The sequence below is a fragment of the Bradyrhizobium sp. AZCC 1610 genome (genome assembly GCF_036924515.1).
Lineage (GTDB): Bacteria > Pseudomonadota > Alphaproteobacteria > Rhizobiales > Xanthobacteraceae > Bradyrhizobium.
This window is the reverse complement of the sequence record NZ_JAZHRR010000001.1, coordinates 5,658,182-5,680,363: the sequence shown is the minus strand read 5'-3', so window position 1 is coordinate 5,680,363 and position 22,182 is coordinate 5,658,182. Positions and strand designations below refer to the sequence as shown.

Genomic DNA, 22,182 nt, shown 5'->3' with positions numbered 1-22,182 from the left:
GCCTCCGATGGCAGCGGCAGCGGCCAATTGCTCTCCCTTGCCGAATATGGCGGCCTAATCAGGATTGAGAGAGGTAGCGTGGCAGCTCGGGCTCGAACTCGGGAAAGTAACGGGAGATCACGGTGACGTCGAAACGCTGCAGGATCGATCCCTGGGGTTCGCGATCAAGCAGGAACTGGAACGCCGCCTCGACGCAATTCTCGGGCGTGTGTGTGCCCATCGTCAGCCGTTCGCAAGTATCTCTTGCCATCGTGACGTGATGGCGCGTCTCGCCGTTTCCCACACGGACGATGACCTCGAATTCGAGTGGATCGCCTTCGCCGGCTCGCTCGACCTTGATCACAGCCTGCCTTCACCGAAATCGTTCAATTCGAATGTCGTGGCAGATCCATCCCAACACAAGGGCCGACGGTTCAAAGAAAGTTGCGAAGGCTCGCCGCAAGTTCAGCGGACGCTCCGGCGAACGGATGGAAGTGAGGCGAGCGTGTGCTGCGTGGTGGAACTGCGACCGTACGGAAAGATCACGTTGGGCTCTGTGCGGGATCTTCGGTGACGAGGCGATCAGTCGGCGTCGCTTTGTGGCATTTGGATGACCTTCCTTATCCGCCTTGGAATGGAACTGCTGGCGCGGCAGATTGTTGAACCCCCCGTTGCCGCGAGCGTCTGACCGCTCTCGCAGAACTGACGGCGAGCCGAACGTACCGGCGTCTGACGTCAAACCGCGGTGAGGCGATGACAGGCTATGGAGGCGCACATGGCTCGTGGAGGTTTGGTTTTCATCTGGCGCCGGGCGTCGATGATGGGCGGGACGATCGCTTTCGCGATTCCGGTGATAGCGAGTATCGCGCAGGCAACGGTAAATTCTCCGGGCCAGACTTCCTTCGTGGGCAGGCCGGCGACATTGATCGATCGGGTTGCTGATACTGAGGATGGTGGGCCCGGCGATTTCGCCGATCTCGCCGAGAAAGTTCAACCGACCGTGATTGGGGTGCGTTCCAAAGCGACTGCGATGCGCAAATTTGGTGCGCCTGAACAGCGCGCTCCGAAAGGGGAGATTCCAGGGGCAGATCCGGATGCGCCCGATCGAGGGAGGGCACCGACACTCGAACTCATCAATGCTGGATCAGGCTTCTTCATCTCTCCGGACGGTTATGCCGTGACCAGCAGTCACGTCGTGGAAGACAACGACACGGTCGAGATCCGAACCAGCGACGACAAGGTCTATTCGGCAAGAGTCGTAGGTAGGGACTCGTGGAGTGATATCGCCTTGATCAAAGTCGACGGACGCACGGACTTCAGCTACGTGAAGCTCTCCGACCAGCCGCCGCGCGTGGGCGATTGGGTGCTTACCGCCGGGAATCCGCTTGCGGTCGGAGGTACCGTGACGGCCGGCATTATTTCAGCGCGCGATCGCGACATCGAGGTTGGTTCAGCGAAGGATTTCATCCAAATCGATGCGGCAATCAACAGCGGCGATGCCGGCGGCCCGAGCTTCAATACCCGAGGCGATGTCATCGGTGTCAACAGCATGATCTTTTCACCCTCCCAAGGCTCGGTGGGCGTTGCTTTTGCGGTCCCGGCCGATACGGTCAAGGCAGTGATACCGCAGCTGAAAGAAAAGGGCGCGGTCACGCGCGGATGGCTCGGGACTAAAGTTCAATCGGTCACTCCTGAACTTGCCGACGGCCTCGGATTGAGCAATCTCCGCGGTGCGATCGTGGCAGCGGTTCAAGACAATGGTCCCGCTGCGAAAGCCGGATTGAGAAGCGGAGACGTGATCACCTCCGTGGGTGGTGAGCCGGTCAAGAACGCCAACGAGTTGACCAGGAAAGTCGGTGCGATGGCGCCGGGCTCTTCGATCCAGCTCACGGTGCTTCGGCAAGGAAAAGAGAGTTCATTGAGCGTGACCTTGGGTCAGCAGCCGAATGAACCCAATGCGTCCGCGGCGAATCCAAGATAGCTGGCGTTCGGAGCAGCTCGCGAAATCTCGCCGCGAGAAATTCGAGGGAGCCGGGGTGACTGGTCGATCACGCGCGCTGAAATTCACACTGCGGTGACGGTGGATTTCGGCGTAGGTTTCGGGGTTACACCAGCGATTATTTCAACTGAATTGGCTAACGCCTCGAAGGATTTTCGGAACGAGTCTCTACTTTCCTTCATTGTTTGAAGGATAACGCCAGCTTGCTCGATCTGCACATCACTCAGAGCAAATACAGGAGTGCTGTGCTTTTGCGATTGGGCGATTAGAGAATTGAAGTCGGAAATATTGATTAGATTAAACGGCGTATTGCTCGGCTTTCGCGGCATTAAACTCAGCTACCGAAACCGACATGCCAGCAATATCCATGGCCGGGACAAATTCTTGGAGTACCGTTTGCTTGATGATGTCGATCCATTGCTGAAACGATTGCGCCGGGTTGCCCATGTGCACTCGCGACGAAGGGCGGCGTTACAGCAGGCCCATAGGTAGTCTGCGCGATGATGGAGTAGTGCCGCTGATTTGCCCGACGTGTCAAGCGCTCGCGGAATCGCTCAAGGCATCATGCCGGCGATTATTGCTACTTTGCATGGGGTTGTTTTCCATATTTTGTAGTGGGAGCGCGGCTTCCTGCCGTCAGCGAAACTCGCTGTCATAGTCGTCCTCAACGACAACCGCATTGTTGCGCTCGGTCCAGGCAAGCCGCGCACGTCGACGCGACAGGCTCATGGCCACGCCGAGGGGATATGTGAGGGCGTCACGTAGACGGCCCTGGCCCCGGCCGGCAGCGACGGCACGATCAGGCCCTCGATCGACATTGCGCGTTCGCCGCTGGCGCCGGCGCATGATCTTGCGGCTAGGGCGCCGCCGGCGGAAGCGTCGTCTGTCCAGCATACCAGGATCGAAATTAGAAGCTATTTAAGCGATCGACCTGTAACGGCGACGTGCTCGTCGCTCTTTCCCAGTTTCGAGCCATTCAAATTTTCAAACGCTGGCGATAGCTTGATGGCGATCACATCAGGGCGTATCGGTCCTTGGCGTTGATGGGCGGATCGCGCAGAGGTTCACTTCTCTGAGCGCATTGCTGCCCAGGCGGTTGCCCGTCATGGCGCGAACAAGGAAGAGGGCGCGAGTAATCATGCAGCCAGATACTGACAGCGAATCTGCCGGCGCAGAGATGCATCGGTCCATCATGACGGCTTTCTGCGATGTCCTTCGTACCACCCAGCTTCCGCCCATGACGGTGATGACTCTCGCCGCGTCGGCTCTCGGAACGGTCTACAGGGAAGTCGCCGATCAGCATCGCTCCGATGGCGGTTGTCCCTGCGGCTGGAAGCCGAATCTGCGTGCTGATGTCGAGGCTCTGCAGGCCGCGCTGGCAGCGACAACACAGGCTGTCCCGCCTGCGGACTTGCGCGTCATGCAGGCCGTCGGACGTGCATGAGCCGGAATGTGCGATCCCCGCCGGCCTGATCTATAGCGGTTAGGTTCGACGCCGTCGTCTACGTTGATCCCGCCGGATGCTTCGGCGGCATCGATGCCCGATACCTTGGCGCCGCGGGCCGCGGCCATCTGCGCCGCCATGCCGGCGCCGCAACCGACGTCAAGATAGCACGTGCCAGACGTCACGCACGCGCGCAAGACCAACCGTCCTGCGCGATGGGGCCCGGAGGGTTCCATTGCTGGTTCAGCGGCTGCCTCCGCCGAGGACACTGTGGCCCGCCGCTATGCTGCCCGTCCGGCAGCGATTGCCTTCACCTTTTCGGACGTCAGCCTTTCTCCGCCGATCGCCCAGTCGCCGCTTGCGACCTCGTTGATCTTCACCCAGGTGACGCCGCGCATGTTCTCGCCCTCCACGGCGACCATCGCTTCGGTCACTTTCTCGATCATCTGTTGCTTCTGGGCCGGTGTGAAAACGTCTCGAATGACGTGAATATCGACGAGTGGCATAGTCTGTTGCTCCTGTTTCTGCGTCCAAGTTTTTCGATCGCCGCGAACCTCTCGACGCGGCTCATTCAGCGGATGCAATGGCTGCCCGGTCCGCGGAATCTCGTGTCCACCGCGATGTCGCCGCGCAAGGTCTGAAGAACGACGCAGCAGCGCTCGGCGACTGATGTTAGCCTACTGATCTGCGCGGGATCGGTGTTCCCTTCGGCCTCGATGAGCACGTCGACATCGATCCGCTGGAAACCGACCGGGACCTGGCGGTCCACCACCAGACAGCCGCGCACGTCGGCGAAGGCCCTCACCTCGACCGCGAGGGTCTTAAGCGCGATTCCCATGCGCACCGCGATCATCCGAAGCGTAGAGTCCAGGCAGGCGGCCAGCGCTGCACACAGCATGTCGCCCGGATTCTGCAGATCGTGATCGCCGCCAATGGCCCGGTGGATGCCGAAATCCAGCAAGACCTCACCATCGCCAGCGACGACCGCACCATGGAATGGATCACGGTCTATGTTTGCAGCCCGCGCGTGATCTGCGATCTGCGCGTGCTCCGGCCTCTCGCGATAGCGCCTGCGCAGAGGTTCCTGACGCGGCGTTACCATATCGATTGTGCTTGCGCTCATCGGGCCCCTCCCATGTCTGCTGGCCGATGATGCGAGGATGCCCCAAGGCAGGTATCGGCGCATGAGGCGCCAGTCCCATCGATGCGTATTATTTTTCGGTGAAAAGTCCGGATTCGGGACGTTTGTCCCGTTCAGTTGCGGCCGAGGCCGGCCTCGCGCGCGGTGACGATCGCCTGCGCGCGGCTTGCAAGGCCGAGCTTGGCAAAGATCGTCGTCAAGTGATTTCGGACGGTCTTCTCGGAAATGCGCAGCAGCTTCGCAATCTCACCGTTGCTGAGCCCGCGCGCGACTCTGTCCAGTATCTCCCTTTCACGCGCCGTCAGATCGGACAACTCGCCGGTCGCCGCCGTCTTGACAGGCTCGTCAGCCCTGAGGAAGTCGTCGAGCTCGTTGCGGAACACAGACCAGGCTTTCTCATGCGGAAGCAAAATGTGGTTCTTGCTCTCAAGCGGCACGAACCGAGCATTCGGTATCATCGACGCCACTTGTCGACCCGACTCGAACGGCACCATCGCATCGCCGCGAACGTGAAAGACAAGTGTCGGCACGCTTACCTTGCCCGCCTCAGTGCGTATGTCGAAGGCGTGGAAGGCATTCCAGAGCCGGCAAGCGGTCTCAGGCGAGGCACTGCGCCGCTGCAACTCGCCAATCCATTTGAGCTGCTCCTTGCCACCGTCCGGCATCAGGAGATTGGCAAAGACCTCGCGGAAGGCCCCGGCGTCCCGGCCCCAACCGATCTCGATCATCTGCGCGAGTGTTTGGGCCTGCCTCGCAGTTTTCTCTGCTGCACCGTCGACATAAGCACCGTGAGGATAGGCGCTGTAGAGGACGAGTCTGCTGACCCGGTCCGGGTGGCGCGCCGCATAGGCAATCGCGACTGAGCCGCCCTGGCACAATCCAAAAAGCGGGAACCGGCGCAGGCCGGCAGCATCGACCACCGCTTCGAGGTCGGCCACCCAGGCATCCAGCGAGAAATCCGTCACGTTCCTGTCGGAAAGGCCCGAGCCTCTGGGATCGTGGCGGATAAGCGTGTGCCGCTGCACGAATACCTCCATCCAGTGTCGCCAGACCGGACTCTCCCAATCGATCTCGAGGTGCGTGAACCAGTTGTTCACGCGAACAATGGGTGGTCCATGGCCGGCCGTGGCGAAGGCAATGCGCACTCCGTCGCGGGACGTGCAGAACCGTATCGTCTGCTTCATCAATGCTCCGTTGCCAACATGTGACGATCATTATACGCCATCCGTGACGGCGCGTGTCTGGGATGTTGGACGAAAGGTTGGGGCGTCTGTTCTGAAACGCCTTGAAGAACAATGGTATATTCCTTGCCCAAACGTTTGGGCAACCCATTGAATGCACGGCGCCGTCAAGCCGACGGTCTGGTGATGACGTAGACCAGACCCACAAGCATGAGTGTGCCGACGCATGCCATCAGGATCGGGCCAGGCGCGCTTCCGATCCAGAACAGCAGGAATCCGGCGCTTATGCCAGCAAGGGCCAGCAGTTTCGCTCTCAGAGGGATCGCGCCGCGCTCCCGCCACGCACGCAGCGCCGGCCCGAAGCGAGGATGGGAGAGAAGCCAGTTTTCGAGCCGCGGAGACGATCGTGCGAAGCAGGTCGTGGCGAGAATAAGGAATGGCGTCGTCGGGAGCACCGGCAAGAATGCGCCGACAAAGCCGAGGGCGATGAAGATAAAACCGAGAGCAAGGTAAACACGACGCATCAGCCGCAACCATAATGCAAAAGCGAGGGCTTGTAATTCCAGCCGCGCCCCTCACGGGCATCCAATCCGATCTGCCGGTGAGGGTCACGGCGCAGGTGACCGGGCATGTCTATGACACCTCGACCGGAAAATTCCTACTGATCTCGCAGGGTGCACGATTGATCGGTAGTCAGGCCGCGTTCGAAAATATGGGATGCTAGAAAAATGGATTGGTAGGGCAGGTTGGATCAGGCTTCGCCGACGTGCCTTGCGGAACTGCTCGCGGGCCGGCTTGCGTTCCTGGGTGCGGGAGTGGCGAAATGGGTGACTTGGTGATCAGCGGCGCCGGGTGGTGCATCCCGCAAGCGGGATGGATGCCATTGGCGATGTGGCTGCTTGATGGTCAGATCCGCGCCTGCGCGGACAAGGGTGCGCTAAGACCGCAAAATTCCTTGGATGCCATCATCACACTTGGGTGTATCGCGACCCGCTACCGTCGCTTGGCTTGAAGCCGGCCCCGATGATCTTTCGATGCACTCAATGTCTTCTCGTAATTTCTTTAGCTCGAAATACGCTTTGACGAAGTTGAAATCAGCTGAAGTAGCCGTAGCGGGACGTTTGCGCATTTCAATCCCTCCGCTCTCTCCATGAACCTATAGATCGTCACACGTGCGCTTGAAAAACGGAGCGTGCGGACTCGTAGAGGTCAAACCACGTAGCCCTCGACGAGTCCGCAACCACCGCGCCGCTTTGGTGGCCCCCGTCGTGCACGCTTACTGAAGTTTTGCGCAGAGTCTGTAGCGCGGCGAACACAGCAACACTGAACTCACGAATGTGGTAACGGAGTTACAGTTGGTTCCCGCTGTTGGACGCTTAACCCAAATCTTCCCGTCCCCTTTGCTGAAGCGATGCCGCAATATCGGCGATCGATCTGAAGAGGCTACCGTCGCGATGAGTGCCAAAGATGTGGAGCGATACGCATGATGCGTCGGCATCGGTGGAGGTGGTCGTCGGCCCGAAAATCTGCCTCTATTGGATTACGGTGACAGTGCACGAAACTCTCACCCGCAGTTGAGTGCACTGTCACCGTAATCCTTTCTCAATAAGAAGCCGAAAGGAATGAAGGGTAAAGAGGCGTTAGTTACGGAGGATTTGATCGCCCATGCGGAAGCGGTCGAGGAGCTTACGCTTGAACTGGTGTCATTCTCCAAAATGATCATCCGAACGTTCGCACGGAACAGCGGTCGATTGAGCACGCCGCCTCATGACTGACGTAAGCTACGACCACCAATGACCGTTACGACGGTTTGCAACATTCGCCGGTCAGGACAAGCAGAGGTATTTCTAAAATCATAGCGATTCCAGAATGTGAGGCCGGCTGGCGGATTTCTTGCAAGTCTTGTGGTGTTCGTTCTTAAGTTGCGTTACCACGAAGGCAAGTTGGATTGAAACCAACATGCGCCGGGGGAAGCAACATGGAAGGTCTCGGAGATGCATTGGCCGCAAGCGGGCCAGATCGGCAGGAGAAGCTGGAAGCGGCATCCAACGCGCTGAGAGATGAACTGGAGCAACTCGGCACTAAGATAACGGCGCTTGCTCTCACCCTGCCACCAGCGAGTTTGCTTGGCTATATTTGGGGACAAGCATTTATTAAGCGCATACAGAGCGGCTTGAACAATGACGATGAAGGGAAATCGCCTGGCTTTGAACTGCTTCAGCTAGCGCTGGAGTATCTTCATGCCGTTTCGAGTGGGAACAACGGCCCATTCCCCAGCGGCGTGGTGGATGAAGGGAAAGCTAAAGAACTTCTCTCCCTCTTCGAAAGAACTCAGAACGAAGACGATGCAGTTTTGCTTGGTCAGCAGTTTGGCCAATAGGTCGAATGCGACTGAATTGCAGAGCGATTTAGATTTCCAGGCGAAGAGCACTTGGGTGCTTATCCGGGGCCATAGACACCAAGTTCTTGAAGAAGAGTTCTTCCGGTTCGCGCTCGCACCCCATGATGACCAACTCAAACAGTCGTATGGAATTGGCGCGGTTGACATTGCTGCCGGGATGCAACGCATCGCAGATACATTTCGCGCGGGGCACGCAAATGCTGCGGACACCCTCAAGGAACAACACGACCGAACAGTCGAATTGTCGGAGCGGGAACAGGTTTCTCTCGAGGAGGCCGTCAATCGAAATAGAGAAGAAGACCCCGGCCTCGAAGAGAAAGTCAGCAACGCGATACGAGACCTATTTCAAGGAGGTGTCTGCAACGTATCGCGTCACTCAGAACTGCCGCAAGCATTGCTTGAAGATATGGGGTATCAGCCGGGCGGCGAAACGAAGTTCTTTCAAGCGGGGCCACTAGTAGGCACACCCCTTCGAACGCTGCCAGCACGCATACGGCCGCTCGTTCGTCTTGGGAACGATTACTATGCCACTGACGGTCAGTTTGTTCGCGATTCAGCCTACCGGGCTATTCAGCGCGGCCTGATCGGTCGAGACAGCTCCTATCGCGAAATCTGGAACCACAGGCAGAAGAAGCTGACTGAAGAAGCTCTTCCGGAAATATTAAAAGAGCAATTGAAGGCAGCTACAATCTACAACGAAGTTTACTTCAAGGACCCTGCAACGGACCAGTGGGTGGAGACCGACACGGTCGGCATCTTAGACGATACTCTGTTCGTTGTTGAGATAAAGGCGGGCGTGATGGCTATGCACTCGCCTGCAACTGATTTTGAGCGGCACATCCGCGCAGTTCGTGACTTAGTCATCAAGGCGTTTAGCCAATGTAGGCGCTTTCTCGAATATTTGGCGAGCGCGCCAGAAATGCCCATCTATAAGCTGGAAGCTGGCACGTACAAAGATGTCGCCAAACTAAGGCTTGATACCTTTCGTAAGGTCGTGCCTATCGGACTTACTGTGGAGGCGTTCACGCCATTTTCGGCAATGTGCAAGGAGCTTCCCGAGATCACGCCGATACTGGGAAAGTATCCATTCATTTCCATGTCCATCGACGATCTGTTCGTCTTGAAGCGCTTTCTCCCTTCTACGGGTATGCTGTTCCACTATCTAGACGTTCGTCAGCACGTCGCTGGTATCCGTGATGCGATGATGTTTGATGAGCAGGACCACTTGGGAGCCTATGTCTCACGAAATCGGTTTGACCACGATATGGTTGAGCAACTGAAGAAGGCCGATCGAGTGACGTGGGACGGGTTCAGCGACAAGATAAGTAACTATTTTTCTGGAACTGACTGGCAGAGTACACCTGTTCCCCAACAGAATTTTCCTGCTGAGCTCTTAACTATCCTTAGCGGTCTCGACGTCTTTCGTCCGAAGGGTTGGTTGGAGTTTGACGCCCATCTGCGTGATCTCAGTGGGGACAGCCGTGAGAACCTAGCGTCGCTTGTGCGCGAGCTTTTGCCTAGCTTGAAAAGATATCCTGAACGTAGCTTTCTGTTCGACGGTCACACACCGCTTCAGGTATTCATTCATTCGTCAGATCATACAGTATCCGTTGCCGAGGTTACGCATCGGGGCGAAGTGGCGTGCTTAATCTCCCAAAGGCCGGAGGTGCTTGTACTGATCATCGGCTACGCAGATGAAGGGATATCTTCTATTCGGCTTGATAAGGTTCGGTCCCCACCCATCATCCGTGCCGACTATGCCGCGCTCGTGTCGGAAGCGGATGCCAAGCGGAAGTCCTACAGAAAGCTAGGTGGTGCCAAGGGACATCGGTCCGCAGAGAAAATCTCAAAACGTGCGAGAAGGCGAAATCGACACAAACGATAGAGCGCTTGTAAGGGGTAGTAATGGGCAGTAGCCGGCCTTATTCTCTTCCAAATGGACCGTTGCGAGTGAGCCAGGAAATGTCCGACGAAGACGACGGGGGGCGCAGTCTCGGTGAAACCATTGAGACAAACATCCGTCCTTGGAATGGATTCTGGAGCTGGAAAGACAAGCCGATCGGTGAGCTTGGTGCCGCTCGCGAGATTCTCGCAGTGGCTGGTATTGATGTCCGTGATCTTGTCTCACGCGGCAAGGACGATCCGCCTGACTGCGAAGGCAACATCGACGGGTGCCGAACTGCCGTTGAAGTTACTGAACTCGTCCATGAGCCAACGCTGAAACGTTCCCTGAAGGCATTGCAGCAACGAGCATCCGGAATGGAGCCGAATAAGCCGGAAGCCTACTTTGTGTGGCAACAGGCCGATCTTATTCACGCGCTCCAAGAGCGCATCGACCAGAAAGACCGGGCCAAGCTGAAGGGTGGCCCTTACCAACGATACATCCTTGTCATCCCCACGGATGAGATGTTTTTGGATGCCTCGCAGGTGGAGAAGTGGCTGAGCAGTGCAACGTTCCAGGCTGATCGTATCTCGGACGTACTGTTGGGCCTTGCCTATGAGCCTGAGAGCAAGTGCTGCCCAGTTTTCAAACTTCACGTAATCCGTCGCGGTCCAACGGTATTACGGTGACAGTGCATAAAATTCTTACCCGGAGTTTGAGTGCACTGTCACCGTAATCCCCAGACGCTACGGAGACGATAAACTTCCTAACGCCGGTTCCTGACTAGACAAAGGCGACCGATGCTGACCTTGGCGCGGGCGGGCCGCCGACGTTATCCGACGAATAATCCACTCTACCAATAGGTCGTCAAAACTCTTTGCAAGGGATTTCGTGCAACGTGAGAAGAAAGGTAAGCGCGAGACGGGAGTCAGCACGAACCCTCGTCGACAAGAATGAAAGATGAGCTGGAGGACGCTGTAAAGGGAGGCGAGCTTTCGTCCCGAAACGATCGACTTAAGGAGAGTGTGGGAGGGGCAGGAAAAGAGGAAGGGAAGGAAAAACAAAAAAGAGGGAAAAGAAAAGGGGAGGGGAAGGGGGAAGGAGAAAGGGGAAGGAGAAAGGACACGCAACTGCCGTGTACAAGTTGGCAAAAGCTGCGCTTTGCTTTGGGATAGGTATGGAAATCTTAAAAGAAATGCATAGAATAGGATGGGAGCAACATCGTAGGGTTGAGAGACCGATGGCCAAATCAGCAGGTAAGCTTAGAAAGAAAGTTTCCGCGAAAGCTAAGGGTTTTCGGGTTGTAACTCATGATTCGGCGTCGGGGCACTTCGCATTTCCATCTGCGAAAACGGTGAAGAGCGTCGGGGCCTATCTAATTACGAACGCTCGGGCTAACGCTAAGGTTAAGACCGTTAGAAAGGCCTACAAAAGCGCTGGGCATCAAATAGTCGGTACGACCGGTGATGGGGTGATTATTGTTAAGCCGGCGGGAAAGCCGGATAGCTTTAAACTTAGCAACCTGAAGAAAGCCCTTTCTGACGTAAGGGTGGCAAAGGGTTAAGGATGGCGAAGGCATCTCCGCTAGGAGTGTTCATCAACTGTCCGTTTGACCGAAAATATCAGAAATTCTTTGACGCTATAGTCTTTACAGTCATCCGATGTGGTTTTTCAGCTCGGTGTGCCTTCGAAATTGATGACGGTAGTGGCACTCGCATCGACAAGATCATGGCGTTGATAGAGGAATGCCCCTACGGTATCCATGATCTTTGCAGGACCCAACTAGACTCCAAGAGCCGCCTTCCGCGCTTCAATATGCCCATTTGAACTCGGCATTTACTTAGGCGCAAAACGATATGGGAACTTGGTTCAGCGTCGTAAGCGATGCTTGGTTCTCGACCGAGAGCGGTTCCGCTATCAGAAGTTCATCTCTGACATTGCTGGCCAAGATATTCATTCCCACAATATGGCGGTTCCTTCGCTGGTCAGACAAGTGAGAGATTTTCTTAGAACGATCGGCCCTCACGTTCCCGGCGGCGCTCGAATAGCTGCAGACTATGAAAAATTTCAGAAGGACAAGGTGAGAATCTGCAAGAGACTGGATCTTGATAAGACTGACCTAACTTTTCACGATCTTACTTTTGTAATCGCGGAATGGATAGTTGAAGACGCTGCTTGACCGCATCGCAGAAAATTCTGAAAGAACTGCAGGAAGTGGTCGTGCGGATGCGGCCAGGGGGAGTTCCGCGTCTTAGTTCTTTGACACCCATTCAAATAACTTGCTCCATTTATCCGGTGCACCACACTGCCAATTCAAGATTGCGTCATACCGCCACGACAAAACAGGCCGACATTGCTCGCGCTAGCTCTTCCTTAAGAGCGCCCTAATGCAATCTTGCTTTTGGCATACCTTGGCTTGGTCTGTGCAATTACGGTGACAGTGCATAAACTCCCCAGAGTTTGAGTGCACTATCACCGAATCCCCAATGCTTGAACGGCAAGTATGGCTAGCTAGAAATCGAATGCTGTCAGTGCAAGACAAGGGCAAGCTTGCCAACGCGTAGCGCACCCTCTGCGAAACCCACTCACTTCATCTCCTCCAGCAGCTTCCGCGCTTCACCCAGCAACGCGTGAATCTGCCTTCGCTCGGCGATCGCATCCCTGGTGAACAGGCCGTGCTTGCGCGCGTTCTGGTTTGGCCTTGGTGCGCCGGATCCCTGTGCACCGCCGTGCATGCGGCAGCGCTTTTTGCCGTGCACCGCCGGCGAGCGACACGCGCCGCCGGAACGGGTTTTGGCGCCGCAACGTGGGCTCGCCAGCATCGGGCCGGTAATTCGGATGTGATCGCTCATGCCGGTGCTTCCCGCTTGGCCTCGGCGGAATCGCGCCTTCGCCTGGATCGCGCGGTCTTCGGTGCATTCCGCGCAGCGGATGCCGGGTTATTGTCCGAAACGATCACGCGCGCATGCTGCGTGACGTTGCCGACAATGGCCTTGCCGCCATCGCCCACGGACACGTTCTGCACGGTGATGGCGGGCTCGCCATGGCTCCGGTAGCGGTTGAGCGCATCGATCTGGGCGGGAAACGTGCGGGCGAGCCTGCCCAACGCGCGCGCGGCACTGTCGTGCTGAGCGAGGTCGTCCGCATTCGCGAGGTGATGGGCGCATCGCATCGCCATCACGTGAACGGAAACCATCTGCGCCACCAGCATGGCTTCGATGGAATCCCGGGGCTTGATGCTCTTCACCATCGAAATCATGAAGGAGAGGTTGACCTCGTCGGGACTCTCGCCGCTCACGCTGGCTTTTACCAATTGCCTGATAATGCCATGCATCGCTTCGCGATCGGCGACCCCCAATGTATCAGCCATGAGCTGTTCGCCGATTTCAGGGTCTGGATGGTCGATGGCGAATCCGTGCGACAGAAGCTTTATTCGCGGGGGCGCGGCAGCTTTGGTCTGGTCAGTTGCTGCGATCGTCGTTGACGTCGTGAGGTCCGGAGCGGTGTTCATGTCGAGATTCCTTGAGGAACGCGCGCAGGCCACGCGCGCGGTTCGGCCACGCGCAGGCGATCGTTCGCCGCGGCGAGGCGAGAGCAATTTCAATTGTGGGTGAGGGTTTGAGCCGCAATCGCTCCGACGCGCCCGCTATTGCGGGGCGACGGGCGTTTACAAGATTGCGGAATGATGAAGGAATGCCGCTGATTTGCCCGACGAGTCAAATTGTTTTTCGCTGCATTCATGCCGATAGCCGATGCTACTTTGCATGGGGTTGTTTCGATGAATCCGCATCGGCGGAGGTGGTCGCCGGTCCCAAAATCTGTCTCTATTGGAGCCGAGACCGCCCGTGCGTGGGCGCTCCAGGTGCCTGCGGCGCTGTTGCGGGCCTTGCCTAAAGTTTTTGCGTGTGGGGAGTGCCGATATGAGCGGCTTGGTGATCAGCGGCGGCCGGGTGGTGGATCCGGCCAGCGGGATGGACGCGATGGGCGATGTGGCGGTGCTGGATGGCCAGATCGCCGCTGTCGGCACGGGGCTCGGCAGCGCCGAACGGGTGATCGACGCAACCGGGCTGGTGGTGGCTCCCGGCTTCATCGACCTGCACGCCCACGGCCAGTCGGTCCCGGCCGACCGCATGCAGGCGTTCGACGGGGTGACGACAACGCTCGACCTCGAGGCGGGCGTATTGCCGGTCGCGTCCTGGTATCGGCGCCAGGCTGCTCGTGGACGCGTGCTGAACTACGGCGCCGCCGCCAATTGGGCCTTCGCGCGCATCGGCGCGATGACCGGCTCCAACGCGGAAAGCTCGCTGGAGGCGTTCGGTAATGCCATGCGCGATCGCCGCTGGATCGACAACGTGGCTAGCGACACGGAGGTGGCCGGCATCCTCGACCGCCTTGCCAATGGACTGAACGAGGGCGGCATCGGTATCGGCATTCTCAACGCCTATGCCCCGGGCGCCGGGGTGCAGGAGCTGACCGCGGTGTGCCAACTGGCGGCGGCGCATGATGTGGCGACCTTCACCCACGTCGCCTACATGTCCCGTATCGACCCGGAAAGCGCCGCCGAGGCCTATATCCGCCTGATCGGCTATGCCGGCGCCACCGGCGCGCACATGCACATCTGCCACTTCAACTCTTCCAGCAAGACCGACGTGGAGCGTTGCGCCGTGTTGATCGCCAAGGCGCAGGCGCAGGGCCTGCCGATCACGGTGGAGGCCTATCCGTACGGCACCGGTTCGACTGTGCTGGCGGCGGCCTTCTTCAGCGATCCGGAGTTCGAGGCGCGCAATGGCCTCGGCTACGATTCGGTGCAGCGTGTGACCGACGGGCGGCGCTTCCGCGATCGGAAGGAACTGCTGGCAGCACAGGCGGAGGAGCCTTCCACGCTGGTGCTGTGGCATATCCTGGATACGGAGAACAATCCGCACCATCGTGACCTCCTGGATATCTCGGTGCTGTATCCCGGCGGCGCGATCGCATCCGACGCGATGCCCTGGACGCTGTCGGACGGCAGCGTCTACACCGGCGACGCCTGGCCGCTGCCGGCGGACGCCACTTCGCATCCGCGTTCGGCGGGTTGCTTCACCCGTTTCATCCGCGAGTGGGTGCGTGAGCGCAAGGCGCTGTCGCTCCTGGAAGGCGTTCGCAAATGCGCCCTGATCCCGGCGGAGATTTTGGCTGCGAGCACGCCCGCCATGCGGGCCAAGGGCAGGCTGCAGCCGGGCGCGGATGCCGACATAGTCGCCTTCGATTTCGGCACGCTGACCGACCGGGCGACTTTCTCGGCGATGAACCGCCCGTCGGAGGGTGTGCGGCACTTGGTGGTCAGCGGCCAGCCGCTGATCGCCGATGGCGTGCTGGATGTGGCGGCGAGGCCCGGCCGGGCGGTGCGCCGGCCCGTTGCCGAGAGCTGATTGTGCCGGTCCCGATCCTGCTGGTGACCGGCTTCCTCGGGGCGGGCAAGACCACGGTCGTGAACCACCTGCTGGCGCATGCGGAAGGGCGGCGGATCGCCGCCGTGGTCAACGATTTCGGCGCGATCAACATCGATGCGGAGCTGATCGCGGGCGCCAGCGATGGGGTGGTCAGCCTGAGCAACGGCTGCATCTGTTGCTCGCTGGAAGGCGATTTGCTGCGCACGCTCGCCGCCCTGCTGCGGCGTGATCCGCGGCCGGAGTTCATCGTGATCGAAACCAGCGGCGTCGCCGATCCCTCGGATATCGTGCGCAACCTGATGGATCCGATGATCTGGCGGGAGGCGCCGCTGGAAACGGTGCTGTGCGTGGTGGACGCGACGACAGATGCGGAGACGTTGAACGACGCGCTGCTGCGGGCTCAATTGCGGGCGGCCGACGTGGTGGCGCTGAGCAAGGTGGATCTGGTGGACGCGGCGGGTCGCGCACAGCTGCGCGATGCCGTCCGGACGCTGCGCCCGGCGGCGGTGATGGTCGATGCTCTGCATGGCGAAGTCCCCGCAGCGCTGCTGTTCCCCGCGGACGTGGACCGCGTGCCGGTGCCGCGCGCGCCGGGGCCACGACGGCCGACGGCTGACCGGTTCGAGACGCTGAGCTGGACATCGGAACGGCCGGTGTCGCTCCCCCGGTTGCAGCAAGCGATCGGTCGGCTGGCGCCGAAGCTCGCCCGGGCGAAGGGGTTGTTCGAGACGGTGGAGCAGCCCGGGCGGTTGATGGTGTTTCAACTCGCCGGCGGGCGCGCGACGTTGGCACCGGGCGGCGCGCTGGCGGCCGGGGTGCCGCGGGCACGGATCGTATTCATTGCCGAGATCGGGGTTCTATCGATCGCCGAGATCAATGGGATCATGGAAGCGTGCATCGAAACCGGGTGAAGTGAGCGGGGCCGATCGCCTCTCCTCCCTGCGAGACTGTCGCGTCCGGCAATCGAACGCCGGACGCGACTGGAACGCAATAACGATCGTCTTATTTTTTATAGGCAGCGATCACGGCTTCACCATCGGGGCCGGCCTTCTTGAGCCAATCGGCCGTCAACTGTTCCCCGATCTTCTCAAGGCCGGACTTCAGCGCCGGAGGTGGCGGCAGCACCTTCATCTTGTTGGCCTGAAGCTGCTCAAGGTACCACTTCGCCTTTTCCTCCGCGAGTTTCCAGCCGCGTTCTTCGGCGACCGCTGCCGCCTTGAGGATCGCGTCCTGGGTCGGCTTGTCGAGCGCGTCAAAAGCCGCCTTGTTCACGAAGGTGACGTTCTTCGGAATCCAGGCCTGCGTATCATAGAAATGCGTCATGGTTTCCCAGGCCTTGCTGTCGTAGCCGGTCGAGCCTGAGGTCATGAATGCGTTTACAACGCCGGTAGCTAGCGCCTGCGGCAGTTCCGCCGCCTGGATGGTGACAGGCTGCGCGCCGACGAGTTCGGCGATGCGCGAGGTGCCGACATTATAGGCGCGCCACTTCAGGCCTTTCATGTCGTCAATGGTGTTGAGGTCTTTCTTGGCATAAATGCCCTGCGGACCCCACGGCACCGCGAAGAGGAGCAGAAGACCTTGCGATGCGAGCTTCTTTTCGATTGCGGGTTTCGAGGCCAGCCACAGCTTTTTGGCTGCCGGATAGCTCGTCGACAAGAACGGGATAACATCGATGCCGAACATCGGATCTTCGTTCTCATGCAGTGAGATCAGGACCTCACCCGCCTGCGCCTGTCCGGTGGCGACCGCGCGCTTGATTTCCGGCGCCTTGAACAGCGACGCCGCGGCATGCACGGTGATTTGCAGCTTGCCGCCGGTGGCGTCGCCGACATCCTTGGCAAACGCGATCAGGTTCACCGAATGCGGATTGTCCGCCGGATAGGCCGCCGGAAGGTTCCATTTGGTCTGCGCCATCGCCGGGCCGGCAAGAGCCGCGACGCAGGCGGCCATCGCGCACGTCTTAATAAGCTTTAACATGATAACACCTCTTTCTAGCCAGGGAACGCTATCCGCGGCAGCAGCATCACGATATCAGGAAAGACCGTGATGATGGCAACCGCCAGAACGAGCAAAAAGAAGAACGGCAGGGCCGCCTTGGCGACCGTGTTGGAATCCTTGCCGCTCATGGTCTGCAGGACGAACAGATTAAAGCCGACGGGCGGAGAGACTTCCGCCATTTCCACCACCAATATGAGGAAAATGCCGAACCAGACGAGGTCGAAGCCGGCCTGACTCACCATCGGAATCACGATGGCGGTGGTCAGCACGATCATGGAAATGCCGTCAAGTGCCGCGCCGAGCACGATGTACATGACGGTCAGCGCCGCGATCAGCGCATAGGGGCTGAGCTGGAGGCCGTTCACCCAATTCGCGAGCGCCAATGGGATGCCGGTATAGGCCATCGACGTGCCCATGTAGGAAGCGCCCGCCAGGATCAGCAGGATCATGCAATTGACCCGCGTCGCACCCATGACGCTCGCCCAGAAAGATTGCCAGGTCAGCGCGCCTTGCCACCATGCGATCGCGAGCGATCCCAACACGCCCCAGGCTGCGCATTCCGTCGCCGTCGCCCAGCCCATCAGCAACGACAGAAAGACGAAAACGATCAGCAGCAGACAAGGAATTAGATTGAACGATTCTGCAATGCGCCTGCGAAGGCTCATGGGCGGATCGGCCGGCGGCGTGAGCTTCGGATTGGCGAGCGACCAAACCGCGATGTAGCCGGAATAGAGCACCATCACCAACAGACCCGGCAGAAATCCGGCAAGGAAAACCTGAATGATGGAGACGTTCGCCTGCACGGCGTAGACCACCATGGTGATCGACGGCGGGATCAGGATGCCGAGCGTGCCGGCACCGGCCAGCGAGCCGAGACTCAAGTTTTCGTCATAGCCGCGCTTCTTCAATTCCGGGAGCGCAATCTTGGCAACCGTGGCGCAGGTCGCGGCGGATGATCCCGACACCGAGCCGAATACGCCACAGGCGAGCACGTTGACGTGCATGAGCCGGCCCGGCAGCCAGTTCAGCCAGGGCGCAAATCCACGAAACATTTCCTCCGATAGGCGCGTGCGGAAGAGAATTTCGCCCATCCAGATGAAGAGTGGCAAAGCCGCGAGCGACCACGACGCGCTGTTGCCCCACACCGTTGTCGCAAGCACGCTGCCCGCCGGAATGCCGCCGCCGGCGAACTGCATGCCGGCCCATCCCGTCGCCATCAAGGCGACGCCGATCCAGACGCCGGCACCGAGCAGCAGCGCAAGAAATCCCAGCAGGATGGCGGCGATGGAGAGAAGCTCCATATCAGACCCCGCTCTGCATGGCGCGTTCGACGATCTCCTCGGCGCTCTGCGGCTTCGGCAATTCGTAGCGCGGCGCGAAGCCGCGCAGGACATGGACCAGCTCATCCACAAAAGCGATGAAAAGAATCACGAGGCCGCCACTGTAGCCGAGTTGCGGAATCCACAGCGGCACCGCGATGACGCCTTGCGAAATGTCGGAAAATTTCCATGACTGCCAGGTCATGATCGAAGCATGCCACGCGAAAAAGCCGATGAAGCCAACGCCGACGAGGAGGGCTGCGATCTCGACATAATGGCGTACGTTGTCGTTGAGGCGGTCGATCAAGAGGCCGACGCGGATCATCTCGCCGTGCTTGAACGTATGCGCGAGCCCGAGGAAGGCCGTCGCCGCCATGCACCAGGAGATGAAATCATCGCCCGCCGGAATATTGATACCGAGCGGCCTGCCGCCCGACAGCAGCAGCATCAGCACAAAAATCGCAATCAGGAAAAGTCCGGCGAGATAACCGGAGAAGAGGTAGATTCGATCAAGAAACACGCGGATCATACTGTGTCCTTCTCCTCGCACGCCTATTGCCCGCAAGCAATAGAGGTGCCACTTCCAATAACTGTCCTCTTCCGGAAAGAGTCTATCGATCCTGGCCGTGGGCGAAAGCAGACCACTGAAAATCAGTCCCCAGAAGAAGGTGACAGGGTTTCGGAATTGCTCCGGGCCGTCAAGGCCAAGCTCGTGGCGGATATGGTCAAGCGTAGCCTCTACTGCTGCAATGATGAGACGCTTGCGGCAATATTGTCGGCCAGCGCCTTCACAAGAGGCACGTAGCGCTGGACCACGTCCGCGTGGTCGAGCGCCGACGTGAAGTAGGTCATGCCGACGGTGGCCAGCACGCGCCGGTTGACGATGATGGGAACGGCAATCGTGCCGGACGAGCGCGGCTCGACCATCGGGTCGCGTTCGGCGAAACCCTGCTTGCGGATCGTGCCCAGCAAAGCCAGCGCGCGTTTGCGCTCGGTGGCGAGCATGTCTTCCGGCTCCTGCGACCGTGCCAGCATGTCGAGCAGCATCGAGCGTTCGCTCGTCGGACAGAACGCCAGATAGGCGCGCCCCAGTGCCCGCCCGAGCAGGCTGAGGTGCGTGTTGAGGGTGCCGTGAAATGGCGAGACCGGGCTGTCGGGAATGGTGCTGAAGCGGACCACGACAGAGCTCCTGTCGAGAACGGCGATGGCGATCGGCCAGTGATACTGTCGCGTGAAGGCGAGCGCCCACGGGCGCGCGGCCTCCACCACTAGCGGATCGCCGTGAAAGCCGTTGCTTAGCGATTTGACCCGCGAGGCGACCGCGTAGCCGCCCTGCCGCCGGTCGTTGGCGGCATAGCCCATCGCGCATAGCGACTTCATCAACCGCACCACGGTCGATTTCGGCAGCCCCGTCGCCTTGTGCAGGCGATCGATCGAGGTGACGCGGTGGCGGTTGAGCTCCTCCAGTAGCAGGAGCGTGCGCGAGGCGGCTTCGACGGTGTCAGACTTGAGCGGCATACAATGATATTCCACCTGGTGGAACGCAGTGGAATAGCTATGGCCCAGAGGCGCCCGTCCTGCAATGGTTTTCGCCAAGCCACGTCGGTACCGGTCTTCTGAAGGCGGCCCGGGCAGATGGCGGGGAGGAACAGCCGTGTCCGGAGACGTCGTCAGGCCCCATTTTTCGTCATTCCGCCGCCGCTTCTCCGCGCGGCAGACCGTCGTTGGCTCGTTCATCAAGACGCCGACCACGCATGCGACCGAGATATTCGGCGCGCTCGGCTATGATTTCGTGGTGATCGACGAAGAGCATGCGCCGATCGATCGCGCGATGACCGATGTCATGCTGCTGGCTGCGCGCGCCAGCAACCTCGCCGGCATCGTGCGGGTGTCATCAGATGATCCGGCCAAAATCCTGTCCTGCCTGGACTGCGGCGCGGCCGGTGTGCTGGTGCCCCATGTCGCTACCGTCGAGAAGGCGCGCGCGATTGCTGCCGCCGCGCGATACCGCGGTGGACGGCGCGGCTATTCCGGTTCGGCCCGCGCCGGCGCCTATGGCGGCACTCCGATGTGGGCCCTCGTTGACGAGCAGGATGCATCGGTCTGCACGATTGCGATGATCGAGGACGCGGAAGCGCTCGATCACATCGATGCCATCGCTGCCGTCGATGGAATCCACGGGTTCTTCATCGGCCGTGGCGATCTCACAGTCGCCCTCGGCGCCAAATCGTCGGCCGATGCGTCCGTGAAGGATGCGGTTATCAGGATCATCGCGGCGGCGAAGAAAGTCGCCAAGCCGGTCTGCGTGATGGTGGCGAGTGCTGCGGAAGCCAAGGATTTTGCCGACCTCGGCGCCAGCGCCTTCATCATCTCGTCGGACCAGGGCCAGATGCGCCGGGCCGCAGCACAAACCCTTACCGACTTCAAGACCCTCGTTCAAACCACGGATGGCTCACATGTATCACAGCACTGATCCCCGCGCAGCGCTCGCTGCCGCTCCGGTCGGCGCAAAACCCACCGCCACCCATTTCGCAGGCGCCGAGTATGCGAAGTTTTACGAAACGCCGCCGGCCGAAAATCAGAACGGGGCGCGCACCTGGTACGCCCGCGGCCAGAACTTCATCATCGCCTATAGCGACGCCGACAAGGGCGCCGTGCTGAGCCGGACCGACCAGCCCGACGAATATGTTGTGCTGCTTCCCGATCCAGGGGCGGGCGCCGAGATCGTGTGGGGCAGCGAGCGCAAGGTTGTCAACGGTCACTCCATCAGTTTTGTGCCGGCGGGCGCAAGCTCCGTCACACTGCTGGGTGCCGCCAAGGTAGTGCGCATGGTGACGACGCGATCGGAAGATCTTGCACGGCTGTGCTCAAACGCAGCGTCTTACGCGACGCCGCATCCCAACCTGCCGCCTTTCGAGCCGTGGCCGGAGGCGACCGGCGGCCCTAAAATCCGAACCTACAGCCTCGACGTCGCGGCAACGCCGGGTAGGTTCGGGCGGATCTTCCGCTGCTCGACCTTCATGGTGAATTTCCTCGAGCCGAAAAACGGCCCGCGCGATCCGAGCAAGATGTCGCCGCATCACCACGACGATTTCGAGCAATGCTCGCTGGCGCTGGCCGGCACCTTCATTCATCACCTGCGCTGGCCATGGACGACCGACATGGCCCAGTGGCGCAACGACGATCACGAGAGCTGCGGATCGCCCTCCATCGCGGTGATTCCCCCACCCTCCATTCACACCTCGCAGGCCGTCGATCCCAAGCTCAATGTTCTCGTCGACATCTTCTGCCCGCCGCGCATGGATTTTTCAGCCAAGCCGGGCTGGGTGCTGAACGAAGACGACTATCCGATGCCCGCGCAAACTCCCGCCGGAAAGTCCGCCGCCTGACACGTAGCCGAAAGGGT

General features: G+C 59.7%; 23 protein-coding genes and 1 pseudogene. 12 read left to right on the top strand and 12 right to left on the bottom strand.

All coding sequences use genetic code 11. The features are described from left to right. Positions 1 to 58 precede the first annotated feature (58 nt). On the bottom strand, positions 59 to 343 hold the full coding sequence (locus V1279_RS27935; RefSeq protein ID WP_334442526.1) for a hypothetical protein: 285 nt from the start codon (positions 341 to 343) through the stop codon (positions 59 to 61). Between the two features lie 411 nt (positions 344 to 754). Between V1279_RS27935 and V1279_RS27930 the strand changes: the two genes are divergently transcribed. Beyond that, on the top strand, positions 755 to 1,960 hold the full coding sequence (locus V1279_RS27930; RefSeq protein WP_334442523.1) for a S1C family serine protease: 1,206 nt from the start codon (positions 755 to 757) through the stop codon (positions 1,958 to 1,960). Positions 1,961 to 2,275: 315 nt separating this feature from the next. Here the strand turns inward: V1279_RS27930 and V1279_RS27925 are convergent, their stop codons facing one another. After that, the gene (locus V1279_RS27925) at positions 2,276 to 2,425 is read right to left on the bottom strand and encodes a hypothetical protein (protein WP_334442520.1); all 150 of its coding nucleotides are present in this window, start codon (positions 2,423 to 2,425) and stop codon (positions 2,276 to 2,278) included. Positions 2,426 to 3,116: 691 nt separating this feature from the next. Here V1279_RS27925 and V1279_RS27920 point away from each other — a divergent pair. Beyond that, a complete protein-coding gene (locus tag V1279_RS27920) occupies positions 3,117 to 3,422 on the top strand; it encodes a hypothetical protein (protein ID WP_334442518.1) in 306 nt (101 codons plus the stop codon). A 281-nt stretch (positions 3,423 to 3,703) separates the two neighbouring features. On the opposite strand, the gene V1279_RS27915 is transcribed toward V1279_RS27920, so the two are convergent. The 4 genes from V1279_RS27915 to V1279_RS27900 all read right to left on the bottom strand — a co-directional run bounded on the left by V1279_RS27915 (position 3,704) and on the right by V1279_RS27900 (position 6,268). Next, complete coding sequence (locus V1279_RS27915) at positions 3,704 to 3,928, bottom strand: tautomerase family protein (protein ID WP_334442516.1); 225 nt, start codon at positions 3,926 to 3,928, stop codon at positions 3,704 to 3,706. Positions 3,929 to 3,993: 65 nt separating this feature from the next. Continuing rightward, complete coding sequence (locus V1279_RS27910; protein WP_334442515.1) at positions 3,994 to 4,383, bottom strand: OsmC family protein; 390 nt, start codon at positions 4,381 to 4,383, stop codon at positions 3,994 to 3,996. 293 nt (positions 4,384 to 4,676) lie between these two features. Continuing rightward, positions 4,677 to 5,747: an alpha/beta fold hydrolase gene (locus V1279_RS27905; protein WP_334442514.1), complete on the bottom strand. Its 1,071-nt coding sequence runs from the start codon at positions 5,745 to 5,747 to the stop codon at positions 4,677 to 4,679. A 164-nt stretch (positions 5,748 to 5,911) separates the two neighbouring features. Continuing rightward, positions 5,912 to 6,268: a YbaN family protein gene (locus tag V1279_RS27900; RefSeq protein ID WP_334446601.1), complete on the bottom strand. Its 357-nt coding sequence runs from the start codon at positions 6,266 to 6,268 to the stop codon at positions 5,912 to 5,914. 26 nt (positions 6,269 to 6,294) lie between these two features. Here V1279_RS27900 and V1279_RS27895 point away from each other — a divergent pair. From V1279_RS27895 to V1279_RS27870, 6 genes and pseudogenes are all read left to right on the top strand, one after another. Beyond that, positions 6,295 to 6,450: pseudogene (locus V1279_RS27895) on the top strand (TrbI/VirB10 family protein); the annotation flags it as partial. A 117-nt stretch (positions 6,451 to 6,567) separates the two neighbouring features. After that, on the top strand, positions 6,568 to 6,756 hold the full coding sequence (locus tag V1279_RS27890; protein WP_334442512.1) for a hypothetical protein: 189 nt from the start codon (positions 6,568 to 6,570) through the stop codon (positions 6,754 to 6,756). 966 nt (positions 6,757 to 7,722) lie between these two features. Next, positions 7,723 to 8,124, top strand: coding sequence for a hypothetical protein (locus V1279_RS27885; protein ID WP_334442511.1), 402 nt, complete (start codon positions 7,723 to 7,725; stop codon positions 8,122 to 8,124). Between the two features lie 16 nt (positions 8,125 to 8,140). Further along, entirely contained in the window at positions 8,141 to 10,030 is a 1,890-nt protein-coding gene (locus tag V1279_RS27880; RefSeq protein ID WP_334442510.1) for a hypothetical protein, read from the top strand. Positions 10,031 to 10,107: 77 nt separating this feature from the next. Beyond that, on the top strand, positions 10,108 to 10,716 hold the full coding sequence (locus V1279_RS27875) for a hypothetical protein (RefSeq protein WP_334442509.1): 609 nt from the start codon (positions 10,108 to 10,110) through the stop codon (positions 10,714 to 10,716). Between the two features lie 446 nt (positions 10,717 to 11,162). After that, complete coding sequence (locus V1279_RS27870) at positions 11,163 to 11,591, top strand: hypothetical protein (RefSeq protein ID WP_334442507.1); 429 nt, start codon at positions 11,163 to 11,165, stop codon at positions 11,589 to 11,591. A gap of 1,021 nt (positions 11,592 to 12,612) precedes the next feature. Here the strand turns inward: V1279_RS27870 and V1279_RS27865 are convergent. Next, the gene (locus V1279_RS27865) at positions 12,613 to 12,879 is read right to left on the bottom strand and encodes an HGGxSTG domain-containing protein (protein ID WP_334442506.1); all 267 of its coding nucleotides are present in this window, start codon (positions 12,877 to 12,879) and stop codon (positions 12,613 to 12,615) included. Next, complete coding sequence (locus V1279_RS27860) at positions 12,876 to 13,538, bottom strand: hypothetical protein (RefSeq protein ID WP_334442505.1); 663 nt, start codon at positions 13,536 to 13,538, stop codon at positions 12,876 to 12,878. Before V1279_RS27860 ends, V1279_RS27865 begins: the two co-directional genes overlap by 4 nt. A 409-nt stretch (positions 13,539 to 13,947) precedes the next feature. On the opposite strand from V1279_RS27860, the gene V1279_RS27855 reads away from it, so the two are divergent. Both V1279_RS27855 and V1279_RS27850 read left to right on the top strand, forming a co-directional pair. Further along, positions 13,948 to 15,438: an amidohydrolase family protein gene (locus V1279_RS27855; protein ID WP_334442504.1), complete on the top strand. Its 1,491-nt coding sequence runs from the start codon at positions 13,948 to 13,950 to the stop codon at positions 15,436 to 15,438. 2 nt (positions 15,439 to 15,440) lie between these two features. Further along, the gene (locus V1279_RS27850; protein ID WP_334442503.1) at positions 15,441 to 16,370 is read left to right on the top strand and encodes a CobW family GTP-binding protein; all 930 of its coding nucleotides are present in this window, start codon (positions 15,441 to 15,443) and stop codon (positions 16,368 to 16,370) included. Between the two features lie 91 nt (positions 16,371 to 16,461). On the opposite strand, the gene V1279_RS27845 is transcribed toward V1279_RS27850, so the two are convergent. The 4 genes from V1279_RS27845 to V1279_RS27830 all read right to left on the bottom strand — a co-directional run bounded on the left by V1279_RS27845 (position 16,462) and on the right by V1279_RS27830 (position 20,294). Further along, a complete protein-coding gene (locus V1279_RS27845) occupies positions 16,462 to 17,436 on the bottom strand; it encodes a TRAP transporter substrate-binding protein (RefSeq protein WP_442894827.1) in 975 nt (324 codons plus the stop codon). Between the two features lie 14 nt (positions 17,437 to 17,450). Next, entirely contained in the window at positions 17,451 to 18,758 is a 1,308-nt protein-coding gene (locus V1279_RS27840; protein ID WP_334442502.1) for a TRAP transporter large permease, read from the bottom strand. 1 nt (position 18,759) lies between these two features. After that, positions 18,760 to 19,305, bottom strand: coding sequence for a TRAP transporter small permease (locus V1279_RS27835; protein WP_334442501.1), 546 nt, complete (start codon positions 19,303 to 19,305; stop codon positions 18,760 to 18,762). Positions 19,306 to 19,514: 209 nt separating this feature from the next. Then, positions 19,515 to 20,294 (bottom strand): DNA-binding transcriptional regulator, encoded by a 780-nt coding sequence (locus tag V1279_RS27830; protein WP_334442499.1) that lies wholly within the window; start codon positions 20,292 to 20,294, stop codon positions 19,515 to 19,517. Positions 20,295 to 20,430: 136 nt separating this feature from the next. Between V1279_RS27830 and V1279_RS27825 the strand changes: the two genes are divergently transcribed. Together V1279_RS27825 and V1279_RS27820 are read left to right on the top strand one after the other, a co-directional pair. Next, positions 20,431 to 21,249 carry an HpcH/HpaI aldolase family protein gene (locus tag V1279_RS27825; RefSeq protein ID WP_334442498.1) on the top strand — a complete coding sequence of 273 codons (819 nt, stop codon included), beginning with the start codon at positions 20,431 to 20,433 and terminating at the stop codon, positions 21,247 to 21,249. Continuing rightward, positions 21,233 to 22,165, top strand: coding sequence for a hypothetical protein (locus V1279_RS27820; protein ID WP_334442497.1), 933 nt, complete (start codon positions 21,233 to 21,235; stop codon positions 22,163 to 22,165). Before V1279_RS27825 ends, V1279_RS27820 begins: the two co-directional genes overlap by 17 nt. Positions 22,166 to 22,182: the final 17 nt, after the last annotated feature.

What these genes read in the sequence shown, in the direction of transcription:
- V1279_RS27930 (WP_334442523.1), top strand. Translation starts at nt 755, where the DNA reads ATGGCTCGTGGAGGTTTGGTTTTCATCTGGCGCCGGGCGTCGATGATG.
- V1279_RS27925 (WP_334442520.1), bottom strand. Translation starts at nt 2,425, where the DNA reads ATGGGCAACCCGGCGCAATCGTTTCAGCAATGGATCGACATCATCAAG.
- V1279_RS27920 (WP_334442518.1), top strand. Translation starts at nt 3,117, where the DNA reads ATGCAGCCAGATACTGACAGCGAATCTGCCGGCGCAGAGATGCATCGG.
- V1279_RS27915 (WP_334442516.1), bottom strand. Translation starts at nt 3,928, where the DNA reads ATGCCACTCGTCGATATTCACGTCATTCGAGACGTTTTCACACCGGCC.
- V1279_RS27905 (WP_334442514.1), bottom strand. Translation starts at nt 5,747, where the DNA reads ATGAAGCAGACGATACGGTTCTGCACGTCCCGCGACGGAGTGCGCATT.
- V1279_RS27900 (WP_334446601.1), bottom strand. Translation starts at nt 6,268, where the DNA reads ATGCGTCGTGTTTACCTTGCTCTCGGTTTTATCTTCATCGCCCTCGGC.
- V1279_RS27890 (WP_334442512.1), top strand. Translation starts at nt 6,568, where the DNA reads ATGGGTGACTTGGTGATCAGCGGCGCCGGGTGGTGCATCCCGCAAGCG.
- V1279_RS27885 (WP_334442511.1), top strand. Translation starts at nt 7,723, where the DNA reads ATGGAAGGTCTCGGAGATGCATTGGCCGCAAGCGGGCCAGATCGGCAG.
- V1279_RS27875 (WP_334442509.1), top strand. Translation starts at nt 10,108, where the DNA reads ATGTCCGACGAAGACGACGGGGGGCGCAGTCTCGGTGAAACCATTGAG.
- V1279_RS27865 (WP_334442506.1), bottom strand. Translation starts at nt 12,879, where the DNA reads ATGAGCGATCACATCCGAATTACCGGCCCGATGCTGGCGAGCCCACGT.
- V1279_RS27860 (WP_334442505.1), bottom strand. Translation starts at nt 13,538, where the DNA reads ATGAACACCGCTCCGGACCTCACGACGTCAACGACGATCGCAGCAACT.
- V1279_RS27855 (WP_334442504.1), top strand. Translation starts at nt 13,948, where the DNA reads ATGAGCGGCTTGGTGATCAGCGGCGGCCGGGTGGTGGATCCGGCCAGC.
- V1279_RS27845 (WP_442894827.1), bottom strand. Translation starts at nt 17,436, where the DNA reads ATGTTAAAGCTTATTAAGACGTGCGCGATGGCCGCCTGCGTCGCGGCT.
- V1279_RS27840 (WP_334442502.1), bottom strand. Translation starts at nt 18,758, where the DNA reads ATGGAGCTTCTCTCCATCGCCGCCATCCTGCTGGGATTTCTTGCGCTG.
- V1279_RS27835 (WP_334442501.1), bottom strand. Translation starts at nt 19,305, where the DNA reads ATGATCCGCGTGTTTCTTGATCGAATCTACCTCTTCTCCGGTTATCTC.
- V1279_RS27830 (WP_334442499.1), bottom strand. Translation starts at nt 20,294, where the DNA reads ATGCCGCTCAAGTCTGACACCGTCGAAGCCGCCTCGCGCACGCTCCTG.
- V1279_RS27820 (WP_334442497.1), top strand. Translation starts at nt 21,233, where the DNA reads ATGTATCACAGCACTGATCCCCGCGCAGCGCTCGCTGCCGCTCCGGTC.